At 64.1% G+C, this 16,220-nt stretch carries 17 protein-coding genes and 1 tRNA gene; 13 read left to right on the forward strand and 5 right to left on the reverse strand.

The window, feature by feature from the left end:
* Positions 1 to 16: 16 nt before the first annotated feature.
* Positions 17 to 487, reverse strand: coding sequence for a redox-sensitive transcriptional activator SoxR (soxR, locus tag RIA72_RS11450; RefSeq protein ID WP_350032188.1), 471 nt, complete (start codon positions 485 to 487; stop codon positions 17 to 19).
* Positions 488 to 590: 103 nt separating this feature from the next.
* On the opposite strand from soxR, the gene RIA72_RS11455 reads away from it, so the two are divergent.
* The gene (locus RIA72_RS11455; RefSeq protein WP_350032189.1) at positions 591 to 986 is read left to right on the forward strand and encodes a VOC family protein; all 396 of its coding nucleotides are present in this window, start codon (positions 591 to 593) and stop codon (positions 984 to 986) included.
* Between the two features lie 65 nt (positions 987 to 1,051).
* On the forward strand, positions 1,052 to 1,516 hold the full coding sequence (locus tag RIA72_RS11460; protein ID WP_350032190.1) for a pyridoxamine 5'-phosphate oxidase family protein: 465 nt from the start codon (positions 1,052 to 1,054) through the stop codon (positions 1,514 to 1,516).
* Positions 1,517 to 1,538: 22 nt separating this feature from the next.
* Here RIA72_RS11460 and RIA72_RS11465 read toward each other — a convergent pair whose 3' ends face one another.
* Positions 1,539 to 2,543, reverse strand: a complete 1,005-nt coding sequence (locus RIA72_RS11465; RefSeq protein WP_350032191.1) for a dipeptide epimerase — start codon at positions 2,541 to 2,543, stop codon at positions 1,539 to 1,541.
* 24 nt (positions 2,544 to 2,567) lie between these two features.
* Here RIA72_RS11465 and RIA72_RS11470 point away from each other — a divergent pair, with 24 nt between their 5' ends.
* The 6 genes from RIA72_RS11470 to RIA72_RS11495 all read left to right on the forward strand — a co-directional run bounded on the left by RIA72_RS11470 (position 2,568) and on the right by RIA72_RS11495 (position 11,896).
* Positions 2,568 to 2,963, forward strand: a complete 396-nt coding sequence (locus RIA72_RS11470; RefSeq protein ID WP_350032192.1) for a YkvA family protein — start codon at positions 2,568 to 2,570, stop codon at positions 2,961 to 2,963.
* 226 nt (positions 2,964 to 3,189) lie between these two features.
* Positions 3,190 to 5,349: a prolyl oligopeptidase family serine peptidase gene (locus tag RIA72_RS11475; RefSeq protein WP_350032193.1), complete on the forward strand. Its 2,160-nt coding sequence runs from the start codon at positions 3,190 to 3,192 to the stop codon at positions 5,347 to 5,349.
* A 1-nt stretch (position 5,350) separates the two neighbouring features.
* A complete protein-coding gene (msrC, locus tag RIA72_RS11480) occupies positions 5,351 to 5,836 on the forward strand; it encodes a free L-methionine (R)-S-oxide reductase MsrC (RefSeq protein ID WP_350032194.1) in 486 nt (161 codons plus the stop codon).
* Positions 5,837 to 5,971: 135 nt separating this feature from the next.
* Positions 5,972 to 7,477, forward strand: a complete 1,506-nt coding sequence (locus RIA72_RS11485) for an MFS transporter (protein ID WP_350032195.1) — start codon at positions 5,972 to 5,974, stop codon at positions 7,475 to 7,477.
* Positions 7,478 to 7,694: 217 nt separating this feature from the next.
* Positions 7,695 to 10,058, forward strand: a complete 2,364-nt coding sequence (locus tag RIA72_RS11490; protein ID WP_350032196.1) for a TonB-dependent receptor — start codon at positions 7,695 to 7,697, stop codon at positions 10,056 to 10,058.
* 86 nt (positions 10,059 to 10,144) lie between these two features.
* Complete coding sequence (locus RIA72_RS11495; protein ID WP_350032197.1) at positions 10,145 to 11,896, forward strand: alkaline phosphatase D family protein; 1,752 nt, start codon at positions 10,145 to 10,147, stop codon at positions 11,894 to 11,896.
* A 193-nt stretch (positions 11,897 to 12,089) separates the two neighbouring features.
* Here RIA72_RS11495 and RIA72_RS11500 read toward each other — a convergent pair.
* Positions 12,090 to 12,166, reverse strand: a tRNA-Arg gene (locus RIA72_RS11500).
* 200 nt (positions 12,167 to 12,366) lie between these two features.
* On the opposite strand from RIA72_RS11500, the gene RIA72_RS11505 reads away from it, so the two are divergent.
* On the forward strand, positions 12,367 to 13,116 hold the full coding sequence (locus tag RIA72_RS11505; RefSeq protein WP_350032198.1) for a queuosine precursor transporter: 750 nt from the start codon (positions 12,367 to 12,369) through the stop codon (positions 13,114 to 13,116).
* Between the two features lie 4 nt (positions 13,117 to 13,120).
* The gene (locus RIA72_RS11510; RefSeq protein ID WP_350032199.1) at positions 13,121 to 13,519 is read left to right on the forward strand and encodes a hypothetical protein; all 399 of its coding nucleotides are present in this window, start codon (positions 13,121 to 13,123) and stop codon (positions 13,517 to 13,519) included.
* Here RIA72_RS11510 and purQ read toward each other — a convergent pair.
* Both purQ and purS read right to left on the reverse strand, forming a co-directional pair.
* A complete protein-coding gene (purQ, locus tag RIA72_RS11515; RefSeq protein WP_350032200.1) occupies positions 13,481 to 14,146 on the reverse strand; it encodes a phosphoribosylformylglycinamidine synthase subunit PurQ in 666 nt (221 codons plus the stop codon). The two genes, RIA72_RS11510 and purQ, sit on opposite strands and share 39 nt — an antisense overlap.
* Positions 14,147 to 14,168: 22 nt before the next feature.
* Complete coding sequence (gene purS, locus RIA72_RS11520) at positions 14,169 to 14,399, reverse strand: phosphoribosylformylglycinamidine synthase subunit PurS (RefSeq protein ID WP_350032201.1); 231 nt, start codon at positions 14,397 to 14,399, stop codon at positions 14,169 to 14,171.
* Between the two features lie 181 nt (positions 14,400 to 14,580).
* Between purS and RIA72_RS11525 the strand changes: the two genes are divergently transcribed.
* From RIA72_RS11525 to RIA72_RS11535, 3 genes are all read left to right on the forward strand, one after another.
* The gene (locus tag RIA72_RS11525) at positions 14,581 to 14,754 is read left to right on the forward strand and encodes a (2Fe-2S)-binding protein (protein ID WP_120219178.1); all 174 of its coding nucleotides are present in this window, start codon (positions 14,581 to 14,583) and stop codon (positions 14,752 to 14,754) included.
* A 101-nt stretch (positions 14,755 to 14,855) separates the two neighbouring features.
* On the forward strand, positions 14,856 to 15,338 hold the full coding sequence (gene bfr, locus RIA72_RS11530; RefSeq protein ID WP_011540899.1) for a bacterioferritin: 483 nt from the start codon (positions 14,856 to 14,858) through the stop codon (positions 15,336 to 15,338).
* Positions 15,339 to 15,647: 309 nt separating this feature from the next.
* Positions 15,648 to 16,067, forward strand: coding sequence for an addiction module antidote protein (locus RIA72_RS11535; protein WP_350032202.1), 420 nt, complete (start codon positions 15,648 to 15,650; stop codon positions 16,065 to 16,067).
* Positions 16,068 to 16,220: the final 153 nt, after the last annotated feature.

Consider the following 16,220-nt stretch of genomic DNA (forward strand, 5'->3'; position numbering starts at 1 on the left):
CGACGGCGCGCCCCCTTCACCCCACCTCGGCAATCTCCCCCGCCCGGTCGCCCAGCACATAGCGCGGCCCGGCGCCGCGCTGCGCCGCCTTATCCTCGCGGTTGTAGAGCCCGCATTTCTTCAGGGACAGGCAGCCGCAGCCGATGCACTGGTCGAGCAGTCCCCGTGTGCGCGTCAGCGCCGTGATCTGCGCGTCGATCCGCGCGCGCAGCCCGGTGCTGATCCGCGTCCAGTCGGTGGCATTGGGCGTCCGGCCCGCGGGTAATCGGGCAAGCTCGTCGCCGATCTCCTCAAGGCTCAGTCCCATCTGCTGCGCGATCAGGATGAATGACACGCGGCGGATGTCGGCGCGCAGGAATCGTCGCTGTCCGCCTCGGGTGCGCAGCGCTTCTATGAGCCCCTTCGCTTCGTAAAAACGGATCGCCGATACCGCGACGCCGGTGCGCGCGGCCAGCTCGCCGATCGAAATCAGGTCGGTGCGGTGCATGGGCATGTCCTTTCCGTTTCCGTCGCCATGTCGAATAGCCTTGATCTAAACCTGACTTCAGCTTTCATAAACCGCCGCGTCAATCCGAATCAGGAGTTTCCAAGTGACGCACCCCTTCATCGAACATGTGAATCTGACCGTCAGCGACCCCGATCGTACGGCCGCCATTCTGTCGGCGATCTTCGGCTGGCACGAGCGCTGGCGCGGCCCCGCGCGCGACGGTGGGCGCACGATCCATCTGGGCAGCGATACCGCCTATATCGCGCTCTACACCGGCCCCGACGGCGAGCATGAGGGCGCACGCTATCCGAAAGGCGAGCCGCTTAACCATGTCGGCGTGCAGGTCGATGACCTCGACGCGATCGAAATGCGCGTGAAGGCGGTCGGACTCACGCCCTTCAATCACGCCGACTACGAACCCGGCCGCCGCTTCTATTTCTTCGACCCCGACGGCATCGAATATGAAATCGTCAGCTATGCCGAGCCGCGGCAGCGCTGAGCCGGGCAACATTGGCGCACGTGCCGCGTTGGTTGATCATTGAGGGGGCCGAAAGGAGCCATTCGATGAGCAACGACATCAAGCAGCAATTCTGGAAAGCGCTGGCCGACAGTCCCAATCTGATGGTGGGCGCGACGGGTGAGCGCGACCATCATATCCCGATGCGGGCGCAACTCGACAAGGACGCGAACAGCGCCTTCTGGTTCTTCACCGCGACCGACAACCGGCTTGCGGGCGGCGGCCCGGCGATGGCGCAATTCGCCTCGAAGGATCACGACCTCTTTGCCTGCATATCGGGCACGCTGCGCCGCGAAACCGACCGCGCTGTACTCGACAAGCTCTGGAATAACGGCGTCGCGGCCTGGTATCCGGGCGGCAAGGACGATCCGAAGCTGCTGCTGCTTCGCTTTGACCTGGACGACGCCGAAATCTGGACCGCCGATCCGGGGATCAAGGGCCTGTTCAAACTTGCGACCGGAATGACGATGAAGGAAGGCGAGCTGGGCCAGCATGGCACGGTGGCCCTTTAGACCGGTCGACGCGCTCCGATCCCTATCCCACCGGCGGCCCGATCCGCCCCTCGCGAAACTCGAAGCCGTCCTCGCGGTCGCGCGCCAGCAGCGCGGGGCCGTCGAGATCGACCCAGCGCGCGCGCTGGGCAAGCACAAAGGCAGGGGCGATGGCGAGGCTGGTCGAGAGCATACAGCCGACCATGATCGCGAGCCCCGCCGCGTCCGCCGCATCGGCGATACGCAGCGCCTCGGTCAACCCGCCCGCCTTGTCGAGCTTGATATTCACACCATCGTAAAAGGGACCGATGCGCGCCACATCGGCCGCGGTCTGGCAGCTTTCGTCGGCCACGAAGGGAATCGACGCATAGATGGGATCGAGCAGCGCGTCGGCGCCGACCGGCACCGGCTGCTCGATCATTTCCACGCCCATATCGGCGAGCGCCTCTGCCTCTTCCAACAGATCGACCTGCCCCCAGCTTTCGTTGGCGTCGACAATCAGCCGCGCATTGGGCGCGCCCTTGCGCACCCCGGCGACGCGCAACCGATCGCCCTCGCCCGTCAGCTTGATCTTGAGGAGATGATAGCCGTCGGCTTCCGCCGTTGCCGCCTGTTCGGCCATCGCGCCCGGTGTGCCGAGCGAGATGGTGAAGGCGGTCGTCCGCGCGGTCGGCGCACCGTCGCAGCCGGCAAGCTGCCAGAGCCTGAGGCCGCGCTGCCGCGCCTCCAGATCCCATAGCGCGCAATCGAGCGCGTTGCGCGCCGCGCCGGGTGCCATGATTTCCTGTATCGCCGCGCGCGCCTCCACCGCGTCCATGTCGGCGATATGTCCGGCGGCGAGCAATATCTGGTCGCGGCACGCCGCCGCGTCTTCGCCCAGATAATAAAGCGGCGTTCCCTCGCCGCGCCCGACCGCGTCCCCATCGCCGCTGGCGCCTGCGATTTCGGCGACGACGACATCGACATGATCCTTGGCGCCGCGGCTGATGACGAACGATCCCGCGACCGGCCAGCGTTCGACGCGCGCACTTTTCAGTTGGATAGCCATGCCCGGACGTTAATGAACGATGCGATGAGCGGCAAATCCCTTTCGGAACGCATCGCCGATCTTGGCCGCCGTCTGGCGGTCGAGGCGCATGCCGCCTGGCTCGCCGCCCGCGATCCGCGCGTGCCATGGTTCGCACGGCTGCTCGCGGTCGCCGTTGCCGCCTATGCGCTGTCGCCCATCGACCTCATCCCCGATTTTATCCCCGTACTTGGCTGGATCGACGACCTTATCATTCTGCCGCTCGGCCTGCTGGCCGTGCGGCGGCTCATCGCGGCGCCGCTGTGGGCCGAATTGCAAGCAACCGCCCAAGCGGCCAGCGAGCGGCCGTCGAGCCGCGCGGGCATGGTCGTTATCCTGCTCTTATGGGCCGTTCTGCTTACCATCGTCTATTGGGCGGTGCGCACGTCCCCGCTGCACTAAATTTGCTATTTACTTCGTGATTCCGGCGAAGGCCGGAATCTCGCCGTTGTGTTTGAACGGAAGGGCGAGATCGTGTTTCAGAGTCACGTGCCTCTGAACACCCTTCGCCGGGATGACGATTCAGGCGGGGTCGATCCCCAGCACTGAATCCGCTTGCCCCACCCTTTTCCATCCTTACATATCGGCGCACGATAATTTCTTTCCGGATAATGAGGATCGCCTTGCCATGCCCGCCAAACGCCTGTCCGCGCCGCTCGCGCTGGTCGCCCTTGCCATGACGCCCGCCGCTGCACAGGCAGCCGATGCCGCCGCCGCATCGGCCCCCGCGCCCAGGCTCGCCTATCCCGACACCGCGCGCGGTGACACGGTCGATCCGCAGTTCGGCGTCGATGTTGCCGACCCCTATCGCTGGCTGGAGGACGACGTTCGCGTCAATCCAAAGGTCGCAGCGTGGGTGGCAGCGCAGAACAAGGTTACGGACGCCTATCTCGACACGCTACCCGGCCGCGAGAGTTTCAAGGCGCGGATGACCGAGCTTTATAATTACGAACGCTTCGGCCTGCCCACCAAGGCGGGCACGCGCTATTTCTACACGCGCAACGACGGGCTCCAGCCGCAGTCGGTTCTCTATGTTCGCGAGGGACTGAAGGGCGAGGGCCGCATTCTGATCGACCCGAATCTGTGGGCAAAAGACGGCGCGACCGCGCTCGCCGAATGGGAGCCGTCGGAGGACGGCAGGCATCTTCTCTATTCGGTGCAGGACGGCGGCACCGACTGGCGCATCGTGCGCGTCAAGGATGTCGCGACGGGCCAGGACCTCCCCGACGAGGTGCGCTGGGTGAAGTTTTCGGCGCTCGACTGGGCGAAGGACGGCAGCGGCTTTTTCTATTCGCGCTTCCCCGAACCCGAAGAGGGCGAGGCGTTTCAGTCGCTCAACGAAAATCACAGCGTCTATTTTCACAAGCTCGGCACGCCGCAGAGCGAAGATGTGCTGATCCACGCGACGCCCGACAAGCCAAAGCTCAACAATAGCGCGATCGTCACCGACGACGGCCGCTATCTGCTCGTCGTCGCATCCGAAGGGACCGACGAGCGTTATGGTTTGACGCTGCACCCGCTCGATAAGCCGGGTGCCAAGCCGATCACTCTCGTCGACGATTTTGCAAACAACTGGGAATATGTGACCAACGCGGGAACGCGCTTCACCTTCGTGACCAACAAGGGTGCGCCGCGCGGCCGGCTTGTGTCGTTCGACATCGGCAAGCCGGACAAGCTTACCGAACTTGTTGCCGAAAATGCGGCCACGCTGGTCGGCGCGTCGCGCGTCGGCGACCGGATCATCCTCTCGTACCTCGGCGATGCCAAGTCAGAGGCGCGGATGGTGTCGTTGGACGGCAAGGCGATCGCAACCATCAACCTTGCCGACATCGGTTCGGCATCGGGTTTCGGCGGCAAGTCGAGCGATCCAGAAACCTTTTATGCCTTTTCGAGCTATGCGCGGCCGACGACCATCTATCGCTTCGACACGCAAAGCGGGGCGAGCGAGATTTTCGCCGAACCCAAGCTGACCTTCGAACCCGACCAATTTTCGGTCGAACAGCGCTTTTACAAGTCGAAGGACGGCACCGAAGTGCCGATGTTCGTCGTGATGAAAAAAGGGCTCGACCGCAGCAAGGGATCGCCGACGCTGCTGTACGGCTACGGCGGGTTCAACGTCTCGCTGACGCCGGGCTTTTCGCCGACGCGGCTCGCGTGGGTCGACAAGGGCGGCGTGCTCGCGATCGCGAACCTGCGCGGCGGCGGTGAATATGGCAAGGCGTGGCACGACGCAGGCCGCCTTGCGAACAAGCAGAATGTCTTCGACGACTTTATCGCGGCGGGCGAATATCTGATCGCCGAAGGGATCGCGGGCAAGGGCCAGTTGGCGATCGAGGGCGGCTCGAACGGCGGTCTGCTGGTCGGCGCCGTGACCAACCAGCGCCCCGACCTGTTTGCGGCCGCTCTGCCCGCGGTCGGCGTGATGGACATGCTGCGCTTCGACCGCTTCACCGCCGGGCGATACTGGGTCGACGATTATGGTCACCCCTCGAAAGAGGCCGATTTCAAGAATCTGCTCGGCTATTCACCCTATCATAATATCCGCAGCGGGATGTCCTATCCCGCCGTGCTGGTGACAACTGCCGACACCGACGACCGCGTCGTGCCGGGGCACAGCTTCAAATATACCGCCGCGTTGCAACATGCCGAGGCAGGCGACAGGCCGCACCTCATCCGCATCGAAACGCGCGCGGGCCATGGCAGCGGCAAGCCGACCGACAAGATCATTGCCGAAGCCGCCGACAAATATGCCTTTGCCGCGAAATGGACCGGGCTGGACGTCGAATAGGATGAGCTATGCGCTATCCTTTGCGGCGACCGACCCTGCCGAACGCTGGGCCGAGGCGGGCGAAGCCGCCGCGGCGCTCGTCGCGGGCGAGCGCGACGGGATCGCCAATATGGCGAATGTCGCGGCGCTGATCTGGCAGGCGATTCCCGACCTCAACTGGGCGGGCTTTTATCGCTTCGACGGCGAGGAACTTGTGCTCGGCCCCTTTCAGGGCAAGGCCGCGTGCATCCGCATCCCGCTCGACAAGGGGGTGTGCGGCGCCGCCGCGCGCCTTCGCGCCACCCAACGCGTCGAGGACGTCCATGCCTTTCCCGGCCATATCGCGTGCGACGCCGACAGCCGCAGCGAACTTGTCGTGCCGGTGATCGCGAACGACCGGCTGATCGGCGTGCTCGACCTCGACAGCCCACTGCCCGCGCGCTTCACCGCCGCCGATCAGGCTGGGGCGGAGGCGCTGGTCGCCCGGATCGCCGGAGCATTGGCGTGACCGGAAGACGGCGCTAGCGCGTCGAACGCTCCGCCACGTATTCGTATACACAGCGCCAACCGGCTTGCCCTGCCCGCCCGACGCTGCAACACCCGATGCCAAGCAGGCCATAGACGGCCCATCGGGGAGAGACGTATGGACAAGCCGCGGCAGGGCTTTGCCGGCCTGTGGAACATCAGCTTCGGCTTTTTCGGCATCCAGATCGGCTTCGCGCTGCAAAATGCGAACATGAGCCGCATCTTTCAGTCGCTCGGCGAGGATATCGAGCGGCTGCCGGGCCTGTGGATCGCCGCGCCGCTGACCGGGCTGCTTGTCCAGCCGATCGTCGGACATCTGAGCGACAGGACCTGGCTCGGCCGGCTCGGGCGCCGCCGTCCCTATTTTCTTGCCGGCGCAGTCCTTGCCGCGATCGCGCTGTTCGCGATGCCCGAAAGCCCCGCCATCTGGTTCGCGGCGGCGATGCTGTGGTTGCTCGACGCCTCGCTCAACATTTCGATGGAACCGTTCCGCGCCTTTGTCGGCGACATGCTGCGCAAGGACCAGCACAGCGCCGGCTATGCCGTGCAAACCGCCTTTATCGGCGCCGGCGCGGTCGTCGGATCGCTGTTTCCCGCGGCGATGGAAGCGATGGGGGTCGCCAATGTCGCACCGCCGGGGCAGATTCCCGACACGGTCAAATATGCCTTCTGGTTCGGCGGCGCGGCGCTGTTCCTGTCGGTGCTTTGGACGATAGTGACGACGCGCGAATATGATCCGGCGACGATGGCGCGCTTTGCCGCGAGCGAACTCGCAGCCCCGGCGCCGCCCGCAGCGGACCTCGCCGGGCGGGGGTTCGGCAGCGCCTTCGCATGGATTGCGGCGGGAATCGCGGTTGCGGCGGTCCAGCAGCATTTCGCGCTGCTGCGCGAGGTGCTGCTGCTCGGCGCGCTGCTCGCCGGATACGGGCTGGCGCGCATCGCCGCAACGCTGCTGGCGCGTCGCGGGCGGACCGCCAACATGCTGGCGAGCATCATCGGCGATTTCGCCGGGATGCCGCCATTGATGAAGCGGCTCGCACTCGTGCAATTTTTCAGCTGGTCGGCGCTGTTCATCATGTGGATCAACACGACCCCGATCGTCGCCCAATATCATTATGGCGCGGTCGATGCGGCGAGCGCCGACTATCAGGCGGCGGCCAACTGGGTCGGCGAATTGTTCGCCGTTTATAATGGCGTGGCCGCGGTGGCCGCGCTGACGCTGCTGCCCTGGCTGTCGCGGCGAATGGGACAGGCGCAAACGCACATGATCGGCCTTGCCTGCGGCGCGATCGGCTTCGCCAGCTTTTTCGTGCTGCGCGACCCCGCACTGCTCGTCGTCAGCGAAGTCTTCATCGGCATCTTCTGGGCCTCGGTGCTCGCCATGCCCTATGCCATCCTCGCCTCCAGCCTGCCGCAGGCAAAGCTCGGCATCTACATGGGGTTGTTCAACGTCTTTGTCGTGATCCCGCAATTGCTCGTTGCGTCGCTGATGGGGTCGGTGATGCAGGCATTTTTCCCTGGCGAGCCCATATACACCATGGCCTTCGCGGCGGTGACGCTGCTGCTTGCGCTCGCCGCCATGACGCGCATCGTCCCGATGCTGACCGCGCCGCGCAATGGCTAGGGCTGCTCGGCGTCGCGGCCCTCCGTATAGAGCGCAAGCGCCCTTGGGACATTGACTATTTGGGACGGTCCCCCCCCGCCTGCCGAACGATTGGCCGGGGGTTGTCATCCTGTTGACTGCGAATTGACGCACGTTTGTCCCCGAACTGACGGCTGCGCGTCAGAATATTCGCCTAGCTGCCCGCCCACCGAAGCTTTTTTCAGGGGGGTTTTCCAGCATGTCGTTCCACAGCCGCCATATCCTTATCGTCGGGGCCGGCCTTGCCGCGATCGCTGTCGCTTCGCCGGCCATCGCCGCCGATGCGGGCGAGGCGGCCGAAGCCGCTACCATCGTCGTCACGGGATCGCGCACCAGCTACAACAACGCCGCAGCGACCGAAACGATGATCGCCGAGCAGCCGCCGCTGGTATCGGTGCTCGGCGTCATCGACACGCTGCCTGGCGTTCAGGTTCAGGAAGGCGACGCCTTCGGTTTCGACGATTGGTCGACCACCGTGGCGGTGCGCGGGTTCCAGACCAATTTGAACCAGCAACAGGTTGGCATCACCGTGGACGGGCTGCCCAATGGCGGATCGGGTTATGGCGGCGGGTCGAAAGCCAATCGCTTTATCGACACGATGAACCTGCGCACCGTCGAAGTGGCAAAAGATACGGCCGACATCGGTTCGCTGTCGAACGAGGCGCTGGGCGGCACACTGAATTTCGTCACCTCCGATCCGCTCGACGAGATGCGCCTCCGCGTGTCGGGATCGGTCGGCGATTTCGAGGCGAGCCGCATCTATGCCCGGTTCGATACGGGGTCGGTGCTGGATGGCCAGGCACGCGCCTGGTTCTCCTATTCGCGGCAGGAGGCGACCGACTGGATCGAGGGGTCGGCGCAGAACCGGCGCGAAAATTTCGCGGCCAAGTTCGTCCTCGACACGCCGGTACGGATCACCGGCTATGCCAGCTATGACGATGCGCACGAGGATAATTACGATCAGGTCTATTCGGCCGAGCAGTTCCGGCTGCTTCCTGAAACCGATGGGCTCGTCGGCGTGTGGACCGGCATCCCCTATCAGGACCAGGCCTATCGCCGCGCCTGGTCGACGCTCCGCAAGAATGTCTTCGCCTATCTGAAGGCCGAAACGACAATCGCCGACGCGCTCGATCTGCGCGCGTCGTTCTATTATCACGATATGCAGGGGCGCGGCGACTGGGTACCGCAATATGTCGCCAATGTGATCGCAGACGGCACGGGCAATCCCGAAAGCGAACTGGCGGGCGGTCTTGCGAAGGGGGGTGCGCCGGCGGGGCTCATCTATTTTGTCGATGCCAATGGCGTGGCGCTAAGCCCGATCGCGGGCTGCACCGGGTCGCTTCCCTATCCTTATGGCGGGACGACCAACCCGGTTTACGACCCCGCCTGCTACGCGCCGGGCGCGATCGGCGCGCAATCCTATCGTCACACCCATTACCGCAAGGACCGCATCGGCGGTACGGCCGAGGCCGCGTGGACCGCGAATTTCGGCGCAGGCCAGAACAAGCTCCGCGGCGGCATCTGGTACGAGGATACGCACCGCAGCGAATGGCGCGACTGGCACAATGTCGTCGACACGGGCGTCGGCCCCGACTTCGATCCCGCGCCCTATTGGATCCAGTACAGCCGCAAATATCCGCAGGACACGTTCAAATGGTATGTCGAGGACAGCCTGACGTTCGGGCCGGTCACGGTCAATGTCGGCGCGAAGCAGTTCATCAACAATATCGACCGCATCGACCTGTTCGGCGAAACGCCGAACGCGCGCATCGAATCGAAGTCCGACGTCCTCTTTTCGGGCGGCATCCAGATCGAACCGGTGGCGGGGCTCAACCTGTTCGGCGGCTATGCCGAAAATTTCAAGGCGCTGAGCGACGCCGTGCTCGAGTTCAGCAACGCCGACTTTTCCGAACTCCAGCCCGAAACCGCCGAGAACTGGGAAGCGGGCGTCCGCTATCAGAGCCGGGCGTTCAACGCGTCGGCGACCTGGTTCAAAAGCAAATTTTCGAACCAGGTAATCTTCGTGTCCAATTCGACCGAAGCCGGCAATGATTATCTCGGCGAAGGCGACGGCAAATTCTTCAACGCCGGCGGCATCGATTCGCAGGGTTTCGAACTGCTCGCCAACGTCCGCCCGGCGCAGGGCCTGAACCTCTACGCCGCCTATACCTATATCGATGCCAAATATCGCGGCACGGGCAATGCCGTGCTCGACGCGGAACAGGGCGTTACGCCGGGCAACCGCGTCACGGGCATCCCCAAGGATATGTGGGTGCTGTCGGGCCATTATGAAACGGGCCCGTTCCGCATCGGACTGACCGGCAAATATACCGGCGACCGCTTCGTCACCGCCGACAACAGCTGGGAAGCGAAGCATTATTTCCTGACCGATTTCAGTGTCGGGATGCGGGGCGAGGCGCTCACCGACTGGCTGCAGGCGCTCGATTTCAGCCTGACGATCAACAATCTGACCGACGAAGATTATCTGGGCGGCATTTCGGGCAATGCGGCGTGGATCGGCGCACCGCGCTCGATGATCTTCACCGTGACGGCCGATTTCTGATTGTGAACGAAGGCGGGCGGCGGGGCCCGATCGCCCCTCCGCCCGCCGCGGCGACCAACGCATAGAAACAACAAGGGTATCAGAGCATGACGAGCCGTCTCCACCGCGCGGACATCTCGCGCCGCGCCCTGCTTTCGGGCATGGCGGGCGGGGCGACGCTTTTCACGATGCCGCGCGGACTGCAGGCCCGTGTCACGCCCGCCAACCCGACCTTCCGTCACGGCGTCGCGAGCGGCGACCCCGACGCGACCAGCCTTGTCTTGTGGACGCATGTGACGACGGCGGGCCGCGCCGATGTCGCATGGGAATTGAGCACGACGCCGGATTTCAAACGCATCCTGCAATCGGGCACAACGGCGACCGATGCCGAGCGCGACCATACGGTCAAGCTGCTCGCGCGCGGGCTGACGCCCGGCGGGGTTTATTACTACCGCTTCCGGTTGGGCGAGGCGTTTTCACCCGTGGGCCGCGCGCGGACCCTACCTGACGGTCGGCTCGACCGGCTGGGCATCGCGCTCGCGTCCTGCTCCAACTTCGCTTTCGGTTTTTTCAACGCCTATGATGCGATCGCCCGGGACTCGAGCGTCGATTTCGTGCTGCATACGGGCGACTATATCTATGAATATGGCGGCGTCGACAGCTGGGGCGCTACGGTCGCTCGCAGCATCGGGCGCGTCCATGCACCGGGGCACGAAATCGTCTCGCTCACCGACTATCGGACGCGGCACGCGCAGTATAAGACCGACAAGGGCGCGCAGGCGATGCACGCGAACCATACGCTGCTCGCGTGCTGGGACGACCATGAAAGCACAAACAACCCCTGGACGGGTGGCGCGCAGAATCACCAGCCCGCGACCGAAGGCGACTGGGCCGCGCGCCGCTCGGCGTCGATCCGCGCCTATTATGAGTGGATGCCGGTGCGCGAACCCGAATGGCTGGATCGGCCCGGGCGCACGCGCGCCCAGTTCTGGCGCGCCTATCGCTTCGGCGATCTCGCGCTGCTCCACACGCTCGAAACGCGCCACACCGGGCGGGCGCAGCAGGTCGAATATGCCGATCATGTCGCCGCGATCACCGACGCAGCGACGGCGGCGCGCTTTCGCCGCGACGTGCTGGGCGCCCCCGGTCGCGCGATGCTGTCGGCCGAGCTCGAAACCGATCTGGAGAAGGCGCTTGCGCAGTCGGTCGCCGAAACGCAGCCGTGGCGGATCATCGGTTCGCCGATGGTCATTGCGCGCGTCGACGTGCCCGATGTCGCCGCGCTCGGTATCCTTCCCGACCCCTTCGCCAAACTCGCCGCCGCCGCGCCTGCCGAACGCGTAAAGCTTGCCGCCGACCCCGCTGTCGCGCTGGCGTGGAAGGGACGCTACAACCTGCCGGACTATACCGATGCCTGGGGCGGCTACCCCTGGGCGCGCGAGCGGCTCTATGCGCTGTCGCAACGCGCGGGAGCGGGCGATCTCGTGTTCCTGTCGGGCGACAGCCACAGCTTCTGGGCCAATCGCCTTGCCGATGCGGCGGGGCGCCCCGCGGGGATCGAGTTCGGGACAGCAGGCATATCGTCGCCCGGCGACTTCGTCGAAAGCGGCTTCGGCGATGCCACGTCGCGCGCGCTGGACGCGGCCTATGCCGCGCATATCCCGGAGGTCGCGTGGACCGACAATATGCACCAGGGATATGTCCGCATCGAATTCGGCCGCTATCGCGGTCTCGCGACCTTCATCGCCGTCGACACCGTGCTTTCCACCGATTATCGAACAACGGTTCTGAAAACCGTGCCCTTCGCGCGACGGGGTGAACAGATCGAATTGGGGCAGCCGCATTCTGCAGGCCCATGAGCAGCATAGCGCCATCGCGCCGGGCAACCCGATGTTGCTGAGAATGTTGCGTAAGCTTGCCGAACATGCGCTGAATGTGTTTGCGCTCCGTTCGTCAACGCGGCCTCAATCGCTCGGGCCTGTTGCGGGGTAGCTCACCTCATTTGGTGGGTTCGCCCCAGCGTTCCCGATACCATGATCCGCTGGGCGAAAATGGTGACCCCGGCGTGATTCGAACACGCGACATTCGGTTTAGAAGACCGATGCTCTATCCAGCTGAGCTACGGGGCCCCAATATAGTTCGCTACACGGTTCGCTGGAGGACCGGCAACGGCTAACCTGCAACACTCCCATCCCTTTCGCGGCCCAGACCCTTCGCTTTGAAAGCGGCTGCTCTATCCGGCGGAGCTACGGGCGTGCAGAGCCGGTGACGACGTCCGCGCGAATAGCGTGGTTTGCGCGGGCTGCAAAGCAGGTTAAGCAACGCGTCGATGACCGACACGCCCTCCCCGCCAACGCCGCCCGTCCCGACGAGCGCGTCGAGCGTTCGCCATTTTCGGTATTACGACCTGCTGATGGCGGCCTTTGTCGCGATCCTGCTCTTGTCGAACATCATCGGCGCGTCAAAGCCGAGCTATATCCTCTTGCCGGGCGGCAGCGAATGGGCGTTCGGCGCCGGGGTTCTGTTCTTTCCGGTCAGCTACATCATCGGCGACGTCCTCACCGAAGTTTATGGCTATGCGCGCGCACGGCGGGTGATCTGGACGGGCTTTGCCGCGCTTGCCTTCATGGCCTTCATGGCATGGGCCGTCGTCTCGCTGCCGCCCGCGGACGGCTGGCCGGGGCAGGAATCCTATGAATTTGTGTTCGGCAACAGCTGGCGCATCGTCCTCGCCTCGATGACCGCCTTTTGGGCGGGCGAGTTCGCCAATGCCTATGTGCTGGCGCGCATGAAGCTATGGACCGGGGGACGGTTTCTGTGGATGCGCACGATCGGATCAACGGTCGTCGGCCAGGGTCTGGACAGCCTGATATTCTACCCCCTCGCCTTTTACGGCCTTGCCGGCTGGCCGCCCGAGCAGCTTTATCAGGTCGTCTTGTCGCAATGGCTGATCAAGACTGTGTGGGAAGCGGCGCTGACGCCGGTAACCTATCTGGTCGTTGGCGCGTTGAAACGGCGCGAAGGCATCGACGTCTTTGACGAGGGTACCGATTTCACACCGTTCCGAGCCGGGATTTGACCGAATGACATTGATTCAACTGGCCGCATTGTTTCAGGAACAGAAGCTGTGGTTCGTCACGACCAGCGAACTCAGCAAGGACGCCCTGCATATCTATTTCGGGCTCGCGCTCTTCCTTGTCGTGCGCTTTGCGTGGCGCTGGCGTGGCGGGTGGTTCGTTGCCTGGCTCGCGGTGCTGGCGATGGCGCTGGGCGGCGAGTGGCTCGACATTGTGAACGAAACGCGGAACAGCGCGCTGCAACCCGACGCGGCGCACTGGCACGACATAAGAAACACGATATTCTGGCCGACCGTGCTGGCGCTGGTCGGCCGCTGGTTTCCGCGTGGCGAGCGCATCGCCGCCGGCGCGGAGAAGCGGCAGCGTTCAGGCGATTACGCCGAGCGCAGCCTCGAACAGACGTAACCCGTCGGTGCCGCCGTGCGCGCGATCAATCGCGCGTTCGGGATGCGGCATCATGCCGAGCACATTGCCCGCACTGCTGAGCACGCCCGCAATGTCGCGCGCCGAGCCGTTGACGGCATCGAGGTAACGAAAGGCGACACGTCCCTCGCCCTCGATCCGGTCGAGCGTTTCGGCGTCGGCAAAATAATTGCCGTCGTGATGCGCGACGGGAATGGCAATCTCCTCGCCCGCGCTGTAGCCCGCGGTGAACAGCGACTGGCTATTCTCGACCTTCAGCGGCACGGTGCGGCAGACGAAGTTGAGGCCCGCGTTGCGCATCAGCGCACCGGGAAGAAGGCCCGCCTCGGTCAACACCTGAAAACCGTTGCAGATACCGAGAATCGGGACGCCGCGCGCCGCCGCATCGGACACTGCACGAAGGATCGGCGAGCGCGCCGCCATCGCGCCCGAGCGGAGATAGTCGCCATAGGAAAAGCCGCCAGGAAGCGCGACAAAATCGGTGCCCTGCGGCAGATCGGTCTCGCGGTGCCAGACCATCGCGGGCGCGCGTCCGGTGACGGCCTCTAGCGCGACCGCCATGTCGCGGTCGCAGTTGGAGCCGGGAAAGACGATAACGGCGGTCTTCATGGGGCAGGCTCCTTGTCGGCGCTCAAGCGCGTTCGATGCGATAGTTTTCGATCACCGTGTTGGCGAGCAGCTTGGCGCACATCGCGTCGAGATCGGCGTCGCTCGTCCCATCGGCGACATCGAGTTCGATGAAGCGGCCCGCGCGTACATCGCTGACGCCGTCAAAGCCCAGCCCCTCGAGCGCGTGATGGATCGCCTTGCCCTGCGGGTCGAGTACCCCCGGCTTGAGCGTCACATAGACATTGACTTTCATCGGGCGGACCTTTGTTCTGGAAGGGCGTGAAGATGCGCGCGCCTATGCCCGCGAATCGCCTGCCGGGCAAGGGCCGTGCCCGTGAAAAATGCGCGTCTTCGGATTGCGAACCACTCGCATCTTTCTTCTTGCGAATCTGTCGCACTATCCCTAAATCGGGATTGTTGAGAAGGATTCGCACATGGTCGTCTGTGTCTGCAACGCAATAAGGGAAAGCCAGCTGCGCGACGTCGCGCGGAATGGCGGATTGCGGTGCGCCAAGGCGGCTTATGCGCAATTGGGTCGCAAACCCAAATGCGGCCAGTGCCTGTCATTCGCTCGCAATATCATCAGCGACGCCACCGCAGCCGCCTGATCTTCCGCAGTTTTCTGCCATTTTCACCCTTGGCCTGATGGGGTCGGGGGCGGTATAATGCCGCCACTCCCTACCCCAAGAAAATGACAGGACTGAATATCATGAAGGGCGACGAAAAGGTCATCGATTTCCTCAACGAAGCGCTGAAGAACGAGCTGACCGCGATCAACCAATATTGGCTGCACTACCGTATGCTCGACAATTGGGGCGTCGCGCGGCTTGCGCATTTTGAGCGCGAGGAATCGATCGACGAGATGAAACATGCCGACAAGCTGGCGGACCGCATTCTCTTTCTGGGCGGCCTGCCCAATTTCCAGCTGCTCGGGCGGTTGCGCGTCGGCGAAACGGTCGAAGAAATATTGAAGGCCGATCTTGCGCTCGAAGAGGAAGCGATCCCGCTGCTCAAGGATGCGATCGCGCATTCGGAAAGCGTGCGCGACTATGTCAGCCGTGACCTGTTCGCCGACATCCTCGAAAGCGAAGAACATCATGTCGACGAACTGGAAAAGCAGTTCGAGATGATCGAACGCATGGGTATCGAAAATTATATCCAGCTCCAGTCGAAGCCCGCGGGCGACGATTGATCCGCATCCGTCATCCCGGCGAAGGCCGGGATCTCGCCGGTGCGGTCAACCGTCAGGGTGAGATCGTGTTTCAGAGTCACGTGCCTCTGAACACCCTGCGCCGGGATGACGATATGAAAGCTGATTTTCAGGGGCGCTTTCGAGCGCCTCATTTTTTGCTTGTCTTTGCGACTAATTCTCAATAGCACAGTCGGGCAGTCCCCTCCTGCCGGCCGCTGCACCTTCAAGCTGCGTCAAGGCGGCCGGCATCTTTTTTCCGCTGAGGAGGCAGCAGACCGGCGGACTGCTTCGCTCCGGGAGAGACCAATCATGCAAAGCAGCACGCTGATCCGCCAACTGACCAAACAGCCGCTGGTGCGCGATCTGTCGGTCGAGGCGGCGCAGACGGTACTCGCGCTGCGCTATTCGATCCTCTGCCGCCGGGGCGGCCGCGACCCCATGCCCGAACTCGAACGGCGCTGGGGCAATATTCTGGCGGCGCGCCGGTTCCGGCTGGTCGTCGAAGCCGTGGCGCATATCTGGCCCGACCCCTTTGCCGTCGCCCCGCCCTGCTGCCCGCGGCTGAGCTTCGACGAGGCGCTGCTCGCCGCGACCGTCGGCGCCGCGGTGTGCGGCGATCGCGTCGGGTTCGATTTGCTCACCGCCGAAATGCTGGGCAGCGACGCACGCGAAATGCTGTTCACCGCGCTCGAAAACTTCATCCGGGCGCGGGCGCCGGGGCAGGTCTAGGCGGCCACCGCTTGCAGCGACAGCGACAGCCATTTTTTTGGAGGAATGCCGGTTATTGAAGGGATTGTGCGGCGGCCGTATCGACCGCTCCGCCCCCAAGCCGCCTGACCTATCAGGCATGAGCCGCGCCGCTTTGGCTTCGGTGCAACCCAG

This window comes from Sphingopyxis sp. (assembly GCF_040216815.1).
Classification (GTDB): domain Bacteria; phylum Pseudomonadota; class Alphaproteobacteria; order Sphingomonadales; family Sphingomonadaceae; genus Sphingopyxis.